This is a genomic window from Pseudomonas sp. 32_A, from assembly GCF_017490905.1.
In the GTDB taxonomy this organism is placed as follows: Bacteria; Pseudomonadota; Gammaproteobacteria; order Pseudomonadales; family Pseudomonadaceae; genus Aquipseudomonas; species Aquipseudomonas inefficax.
Genome location: NZ_JAFGYI010000003.1, coordinates 49,591 through 58,197, shown reverse-complemented (window position 1 = coordinate 58,197; position 8,607 = coordinate 49,591). Strand labels below are relative to the sequence as shown.

Sequence of the window (8,607 nt, the reverse complement as noted above, 5' to 3'; positions counted from 1 at the left end):
CGCCGGGGGTCGCGGGTTCGAGTCCCGTCCGCTGCGCCATATTCCGCTTCCAGGGCCTACTGAACACCCGGAAGTAACAGAGAAAGCGACCCTAGGGTCGCTTTTTTTGTTTCTGCATCCTGAGCGATTTCATCGCTCATGAAATCCTGGGGCCGCTTTGCGCCCCCGGCAATTTCAGCCGCGACGCTCTTCTTCCCGCAATGTCAGCACTTCAAACCCATCCTCGGTCACCGCCACGGTATGCTCCCACTGCGCCGACAAGCTGTGGTCGCGGGTAATCACCGTCCAGCCATCCTTCAGCGTGCGCGTCCCGCGTCCGCCCTGGTTGATCATCGGTTCGATGGTGAACACCATCCCCGGCTTCAACTTCAGGCCCATCCCGCGCTGGCCAATGTGCAGCACCTCGGGCCCTTCATGCATCTGCTGGCCAATGCCATGCCCGCAATACTCACGCACGACGCTGTAGCCCGCCGCTTCGGCATGGGTCTGGATGGCATGGCCGATATCGCCCAACGTAGCCCCGGGGCGTACCTGTTCGATGCCTTTCCATAGCGCGTCATAGGTGGTGTCGACCAGGCGCTGCGCCTCATCGCTGATTGGCCCGATGCTGTACATCTTCGACGAGTCGGCGATGTAGCCGCCTTGTTCCAGGGTGATGTCGACGTTGATGATCGAGCCTTCCTTCAGCACTTCATCGGCCTTGGGCATGCCATGGCACACCACATGGTCTACCGAGGTGTTTAGCGAATAAGGGAACCCGTACTGGCCCTTGCTCGCCGGGCGGGCCTTGAGCGTGCCGATGATGAACGCTTCGGCGCGGTCGTTGATCTGCATGGTGGTCACGCCAGGGCGGATGAAGCTGTCGAGGTCGGCGAACACCTGGGCAAGCAGCTGGCCGGCGCGGCGCATCAGGTCGAGTTGGGCGGGGGTCTTGATAATCACCTGGGACATGGGGGGAGGGCGGTTGCTCATGCTGGAATTTGCCCCAGCATAGCGCCATGGGGGGCGGGGTTGCCATCGCATGGTGCACTCCCTGTGCCGGCCTCTTCGCGGGTGAACCCGCTCCCACAGGGATATCACAGGGCCTGAGGGCTGCGATGTACCTGTGGGAGCGGGTTCACCCGCGAAAGGGTCGGCACAGCTGGCCCATAAATTGCTGATCTACCGCTACCCAGGGCTATCAACGTCGACAGCCCACAAAACTTCACGACAAAGGCGCCGTGTTGCCCCGCTTGCCCAGCAAGCCGGAGCAGCCGGCGCCTTTTGCGTTCCCCACAGGAGCCCGCCCATGGCCAACAGCGAAGTGCGCAGCGTCTGCCCCTATTGCGGCGTCGGTTGCGGCATCGTCATGAGCGTTGCCGATGGCAAGGTCGGCAAGATCAGCGGCGACAAGCAGCACCCCAGCAACTTTGGCCGCCTGTGCACCAAAGGCCTCACCGCACACCTGCCGCTGACCGCCGCCGGGCGCATGGAGGATGCCTATGTACGCCAGCAGCGCAGCCAGCAGCCAGCGCGAACCGGCATCGACCAGGCCATCGCCACCGCCGCTGCGCGCCTGCGTGGCATCATCGACCAGCACGGCCCTGACGCTGTGGCACTGTACGTGTCCGGGCAGATGTCGCTGGAGGCCCAGTACCTGGCCAACAAACTGGCCAAGGGCTTTATCCGCACCCGCCACATCGAGTCCAACTCGCGCCTGTGCATGGCCAGTGCCGGCAGCGGCTACAAGCTGTCGCTCGGTGCCGATGGCCCGCCCGGCAGCTATCAGGACTTCGAGCATGCCGACGTATTCCTGGTCATCGGCGCCAACATGGCCGACTGTCACCCGATCCTGTTCCTGCGCCTGCTCGACCGGGTCAAGGCGGGTGCCAAGCTGATCGTCGTCGATCCGCGGCGCAGCGCTACCGCCGACAAGGCCGACCTGTTCCTGCAGGTGCGCCCCGGCAGCGACATGGCCTTGCTCAACGGCCTGCTGCACCTGCTGCTGCGTAACGGCCACACCGACCCCGGCTTCATCGCCCGCCACACCGAAGGCTGGGACGAACTGCCGGCCTTTCTCGATGACTACACCCCTGACCGCGTGGCCGCCATTACCGGGTTGGCCGAGGCCGACATCGTCAAGGCCGCCGAATGGATCGGCAGCGCCAGCAACTGGATGAGCTGCTGGACCATGGGGCTGAACCAGAGCATCCACGGCACCTGGCACACCAATGCGGTCTGCAACCTGCATCTGGCCACGGGTGCCATCTGCCGCCCCGGCAGCGGGCCGTTCTCGCTGACTGGCCAACCCAATGCCATGGGCGGCCGCGAGATGGGCTACATGGGCCCCGGTCTGCCAGGCCAGCGCTCGGCGCTGGTAGCGCAAGACCGGGCCTTCGTCGAGCAGCAATGGCAACTGGCCCCAGGCAGCCTGCGCAGCGAAGGCGGCGAGGGCACGGTGGCGCTGTTCGAGCAGATGAAAAGCGGCGTGGTCAAAGCCTGTTGGGTCATCTGCAGCAACCCGGTGGCCAGTGTCGCCAACCGCCAGCAGGTGATCGACGGCCTGCGCCAGGCTGAGCTGGTGATTACCCAGGATGCCTTCCTCGACACCGAGACCAACCGCTACGCCGACATCCTGCTACCGGCTGCGCTGTGGGCCGAAGGCGAGGGCGTGATGATCAACAGCGAGCGCAACCTCACCCTCATGCCACGCGCCGTCGAACCGCCCGGGCAGAGCCTGCCAGACTGGCAGATCATCGCCCGGGTCGCTTGTGCCATGGGCTACGCCGACGCCTTCGACTACCCCGATGCCGAAGCGGTGTACGAAGAAATCCGCCGCTTCCACAACCCAACCACCGGCTACGACCTGCGGGGCATCGGCTATGCCGAACTGCGCGAGCAGCCGCACCAGTGGCCCTGCGCCCCGGGCCGCGACAACCCGCGCAGCCCATTGCGCTATCGCAACGACGGCAGCAGCCAGACGCAGCTGCGCGATGCCCAGGGCGAGTGCCCGACGTTGGCTTTCCCGACCGCCAGCGGCAAGGCTCGCTTCTTCGCCCGCCCCTGGTTGCCGGCAGCGGAGCTGCCAGATGCCGATTACCCCATGGTGCTGAATACCGGCCGCGTACAGCACCAGTGGCACACCCTGACCAAGACCGCCAAGGTACCGGCGCTGAACAAGCTGGAGCCCGGCCCCTACGTGGAAATCCATCGCGACGATGCTGCCCGGCTGGGCATCGCCGAAAAGGACCAGGTGGCCATTCGCTCGCGCCGTGGGCAGGCCGTGCTGCCCGTGCGAATCAGCGACCGGGTGATGCCGGGCAACTGCTTTGCCCCGTTCCACTGGAACGACCTGATCGGCGAGCAGCTGGCGATCAACGCCGTGACCTGCGATGCGGTCGACCCGCTGTCGCTGCAGCCAGCGTTCAAGCATTGTGCCGTGACCCTGGAGCGGGTTGCCGGTGAGCGCATCGAAGCCCTTGATCTGAACACTGCCAATCCGGAGCCTGCCCGCATGCCGACCGCCACCCTGTCCCGACTGCTTGGCCTGGACGCCCTGCCAGCCCCGGTGCTGGCCGAGGAAGAGCGCCATTACCTGCAAGGCTTCCTGCTGGGCCTGGACCAGGCCCGCGCCGAGGGCGTGCCCTGCCTGCCGGCCAGTGCGCCGCTGGCCGCCAACCGCCGGCTGTTCGTCGATGGTTTGCTGGCCGGGCTGTTCGCCCAGCCTGCGGCGCTGCCCGATGTGACGTTGAAAGCACCACGGCACCAGGTGCTGTGGGCTTCGCAAACCGGCAACGGCGAGCTGTTGGCCGAACGCTGTGCCGAGCGCCTGCGCGCTGCCGGCCTCGATGTGCAGCTCAGTTGCATGGAAGCGGTCAGCCCGCGCCAGCTGCAGGGCGCCGCCAGCGTGGTGCTGATCGCCAGCACCTTTGGCGATGGCGAAGCGCCCGACAGCGCAGCAGCATTCTGGCACGCCTTGCAGGGCGAGGAGGGCGCCCACTGCGCCGAACTGCCTTTTGCCGTGCTGGCCCTGGGCGACTCCAGTTACGACCAGTTCTGCGGCTTTGGCCGCCAGCTCGACCAGCGCCTGGCCGAGCTGGGGGGGCGGCGCCTGCTGCAGCGGGTGGACTGCGAGCCGGACTTCGACGACGCCTTCGCCGCCTGGCTGGATGCGCTGCTGCCCACGCTAGGCCGCGCCGCTGGACCGCAACCGGTCACCGAGCCTGCGCCCGTGTCGGCCTACGGCAAGCAGCAACCTTGGGCCGCCACCCTGCTGGAAAACCGCTTGCTCAACGGCCCGGGTGCCACCAAGGAAACCCGTCAACTGGTGTTCGACCTGAGCGGCAGCGGCTTCACCTATGCCGCTGGTGATGCCCTGGGCGTTTGGCCGCGCAACTGTCCGGCCCTGGTCGACGAGTTGCTGGCGCTGATGCAGCTCGATGGCCAGACCATGGTCGAGCTGAAAGGCCAGCCCGCCATGCCGTTGACCGAAGCCCTGCAAGCGCACCTGGAGATCGCCAAGGTCACCCCGCAGCAGCTGCAGGCTTTCGCTGGCAATGCCCCGGACCTGCAGCGCCTGCTGCAGCCCGAGTGCAAGGCCGAGCTGCAGGACTGGTTGTGGGGGCGGCAACTGGTCGATGTGCTGCGCGCCTTCCCCCAGCAGCTGCCGTTGGCCAGCTGGCTGGAGCTGCTCAAGCCGTTGCAGCCGCGCCTGTATTCGATCAGCTCCAGCCCGCTGGCGCACCCGCAGCAGGTGCACCTGACCGTTTCCACGGTGCGCTATGGCGCGCGCAAAGGCGTGTGCTCAAGCTTCCTTGCCGACCGTGCGCAGGCGCTGAAGGTAGCCATCTTCCCGCAAGTGTCGAAGCACTTTCGCCTGCCCGAGGACGGCAGCGTGCCGGTGATCATGGTTGGGCCTGGTACCGGCATTGCGCCGTTCAGGGCCTTCCTCGAAGAGCGAGAGGCACGTGGGGCGAAAGGGGCCAACTGGCTGTTCTTCGGCGAGCAGTACGCGGCCACCGATTTCTATTACCAGGAGCAGCTGCAGGCCTGGCAGGCTACAGGGCACTTGCGTCTGGACACGGCGTTTTCGCGTGACCATGCCGAGAAGGTCTACGTGCAGCAGCGCATGCTCGAACAGGGCGCGCAGCTGTGGCAGTGGCTGGAGGCGGGGGCGTACTTCTATGTGTGTGGCGACGCGCAGCGCATGGCCAGGGATGTGGATGCGGCGTTGCGGGCGATCGTGGCCGAGCATGGCGGCATGGATGCAGTGGCGGCTGCGGCTTATGTCGAGAATCTGAGCAAGGCCAAACGCTATCGGCGGGATGTGTACTGACGTGCCCCAGGATGGGGTGTAGTGCACTGTGAATGTGCATGAAGTGTGCCGGCCTCTTCGCGGGTAAACCCGCTCCCACAGGTACTGCACAGGTCTGAAAAATGTGGCGATCCCTGTGGGAGCGGGTTTACCCGCGAAGAGGCCGGTACAGGAAACAGGGTTGGCACACTCCCTGCTTTACCCTGGTTACAACAAAGCCCCCTGATCAACGGCGATCAACCCGGGCCCCCAACCGTGATGAATACAGGCAAAGGCGCCTGGAGCTTCGGCTCCAGGCGCTTTTTTTTTGATCGAGGATCGGCTTATGAAGGCAACAGCGAGCAGCGGGCAACGAGAGCGACTGGTCATCGTCGGCAACGGCATGGTCGGCCATCATTGCGTCGAACAACTGGTCAGCCGCGGCGCCCTGCAGCGCTTCGAAGTGCATGTGTTCGGCGAAGAGCGCCAACGTGCGTACGACCGCGTGCACTTGTCCGAGTACTTCGGCGGCAGCTGTGCCGAAACCCTGGCCCTGTGCGGGCAGGACTTCTACGGCGTCAGCGGTGTGCACCTGCACCTCGGCGAAGCGGTGCTGGAAATCGACCGTGAGCGCTTTGAGGTGGTCACCGCCGAGGGCCGCTATGGCTACGACCAGCTGGTGCTGGCCACAGGTTCCTACCCCTTCGTGCCGCCGATCGAAGGTTCCAGCGGCAATGCCCGCCTGGTCTACCGCACCCTCGACGACCTCGATGCCATCCGCGCTGCCGCAGCCAGTGCCCGCCGTGGCGTGGTAGTGGGTGGTGGCCTGCTTGGCCTGGAAGCAGCCAACGCCCTCAAGTCGCTGGGCCTGGAAGCCCACGTGGTGGAATTCGCCCCACGGCTGATGCCGGTACAGCTGGACGGCGAGGGCGGTGCCGCGCTCAAGGCGCAGATCGAAGCGCTGGGTGTTGGTGTGCACCTGTCGCGTGCCACCCAGTCGATCGGTGCGGGTGAAGACTACCGCTACCGCATGAACTTCGAGGGCGGCGAGCACCTGGAAACCGACCTGATCGTGTTCTCTGCGGGTATCCGCCCGCAGGATGCCCTGGCCCGTGCCTGTGGCCTGGACATTGCCGCGCGTGGTGGCGTGGTCATCGACAACCACTGCCGCAGCAGCGACCCATGCATTTTCGCCATTGGCGAGTGTGCTTCGTGGAACGGCAGCGTGTTCGGCCTGGTTGCCCCGGGCTACAGCATGGCGCGCAACCTGGCAGCATTGCTGATGGGTGAAGCCGCTGGCGAGTTCACCGGTGCCGACATGTCGACCAAGCTCAAGTTGCTGGGCGTGGATGTCGGCTCCATCGGCGATGCCCATGGCGCCACCCCGGGCGCACGCAGCTACCGCTTCATCGACGAAGCCAACAGCGCCTACCGCCGGCTGGTGGTGGATGCCAGCGGCAAGCACGTGCTCGGTGCGGTGCTGGTCGGCGACAACAGTTACTACGACACCCTGCTGCAATACGCCCAGAACGGCATCGCCCTGCCGGCCGACCCGGCGGCACTGATCCTGCCGCAAGGCGACGGTGCACCGGCCCTGGGTGCTGATGCGCTGCCCGACAGCGCGACCATCTGCTCCTGCCACAACGTCAGCAAGGGCGCAGTCTGCGCCGCCATCGACAGCGGCTGCGGCGACCTTGCCGCAGTCAAGGGCTGCACCAAGGCCGCTACCGGTTGCGGTGGTTGCGCGGCACTGCTCAAGCAGGTGTTCGAGCACGAACTGACCGCCCGTGGCGTGGCGGTGGACAAGAGCCTGTGCGAGCACTTCGCCTACACCCGTCAGGAGCTGTACGGGCTGGTGCGGGTAGAGGGTATCCGTACTTTCAACGAACTGCTCGAGCGCCACGGCAAGGGCCACGTTGGCTGCGACATCTGCAAGCCGGCGGTGGGCAGTATCCTCGCCTCGTGCTGGAACCAGCCGATCATGGACCCGGCGCTGGTGCCGCTGCAGGACACCAACGACACCTTCATGGCCAACATGCAGAAGAACGGCACCTACTCGGTGGTGCCGCGCATCCCCGGCGGTGAAATCACCCCCGACAAGCTCATCGTGATCGGCCAGGTAGCGAAAAAGTACGACCTGTACACCAAGATCACCGGCGGCCAGCGCATCGACCTGTTCGGCGCCCAGTTGCACGAGCTGCCGCTGATCTGGGGCGAGCTGATCGAGGCCGGCTTCGAAACCGGCCATGCCTACGGCAAGTCGACCCGCACGGTGAAATCGTGTGTTGGCAGCACCTGGTGCCGTTACGGCGTGCAGGACAGCGTCGGCATGGCCCTGCGCCTGGAAGACCGCTACAAAGGCCTGCGCAGCCCGCACAAGCTCAAGTTCGCGGTGTCTGGCTGCACCCGCGAATGCGCCGAGGCACAGAGCAAAGACATCGGCGTGATCGCCACCGACAAGGGCTGGAACCTGTACGTGTGCGGCAACGGCGGCATGCGCCCGCGGCATGCCGAACTGTTTGCCACCGACCTCGACGACGAGACCCTCGTACGCCTGATCGACCGCGTGCTGATGTTCTACATCCGCACCGCCGACAAACTGCAGCGCACCTCGGTGTGGCGCGAGAACCTGGAAGGCGGGCTGGACTACCTGAAGCAGGTGATCATCGACGACAGCCTGGGCCTGGCCAGCGAGCTGGAAGCGCAGATGCAGCATGTGGTCGACCAGTATGAGTGCGAGTGGGCCAACGCCCTTGGCGACCCCGAGAAGCTCAAGCGCTTCCGTACTTTCGTCAACGACCGCCGCGCCGACCCGGACGTGCACTTCGTGCGCGAACGCGAACAGCGCCGGCCTGCTGTGCCACTGCACCTGATCCCAACCGTCGAGGAGGCTGTCTGATGAACCTGTCCAATGCTGCTGTGAAAACCCACGAGAACTGGCAGGCCGTGTGCCAGGCGGATGACCTGGTGGCCGATTCCGGGGTGGTGGTCTGGCTCGACGGGGCCCAGGTGGCGCTGTTCTACCTGCCGGGGCAGGCGCAGCCGCTGTATGCGGTGGACAACCGCGACCCGCGGTCCGGTGCCAACATCATCGGCCGCGGGCTGGTGGGCAGTGTGCAGGGCGAGCTGGTGGTGGCGGCGCCGTTGTACAAGCAGCACTTCAGCCTGCAGAGCGGGGAATGCCTGGAGGATAGCGGGCAGCGACTTCGCGTGTGGCCGGTGCGGTTGAATGGGGAGGCGGTGGAGTTGGCTGTGGCTTGATGCTGATTTGTCTCTACCGGCCCCTTCGCGGGTGAACCCGCTCCCACAGGTATCGCGTTAACCTGTAAGGGTGT

4 protein-coding genes are annotated in these 8,607 nt (G+C 65.7%); 3 read left to right on the top strand and 1 reads right to left on the bottom strand.

The window, feature by feature from the left end:
• Window positions 1-174 precede the first annotated feature (174 nt).
• Window positions 175-1,023 (bottom strand): type I methionyl aminopeptidase, encoded by an 849-nt coding sequence (map, locus tag J5M58_RS02810; protein ID WP_112249358.1) that lies wholly within the window; start codon window positions 1,021-1,023, stop codon window positions 175-177.
• A 265-nt stretch (window positions 1,024-1,288) separates the two neighbouring features.
• On the opposite strand from map, the gene J5M58_RS02805 reads away from it, so the two are divergent.
• From J5M58_RS02805 to nirD, 3 genes are all read left to right on the top strand, one after another.
• Window positions 1,289-5,314, top strand: coding sequence for a bifunctional nitrate reductase/sulfite reductase flavoprotein subunit alpha (locus J5M58_RS02805; protein ID WP_207877099.1), 4,026 nt, complete (start codon window positions 1,289-1,291; stop codon window positions 5,312-5,314).
• A 304-nt stretch (window positions 5,315-5,618) separates the two neighbouring features.
• On the top strand, window positions 5,619-8,171 hold the full coding sequence (nirB, locus tag J5M58_RS02800; RefSeq protein ID WP_207877096.1) for a nitrite reductase large subunit NirB: 2,553 nt from the start codon (window positions 5,619-5,621) through the stop codon (window positions 8,169-8,171).
• Window positions 8,171-8,533, top strand: coding sequence for a nitrite reductase small subunit NirD (gene nirD / locus J5M58_RS02795; protein ID WP_112249355.1), 363 nt, complete (start codon window positions 8,171-8,173; stop codon window positions 8,531-8,533). The genes nirB and nirD overlap by 1 nt, the downstream gene beginning before the upstream one ends.
• Window positions 8,534-8,607: the final 74 nt, after the last annotated feature.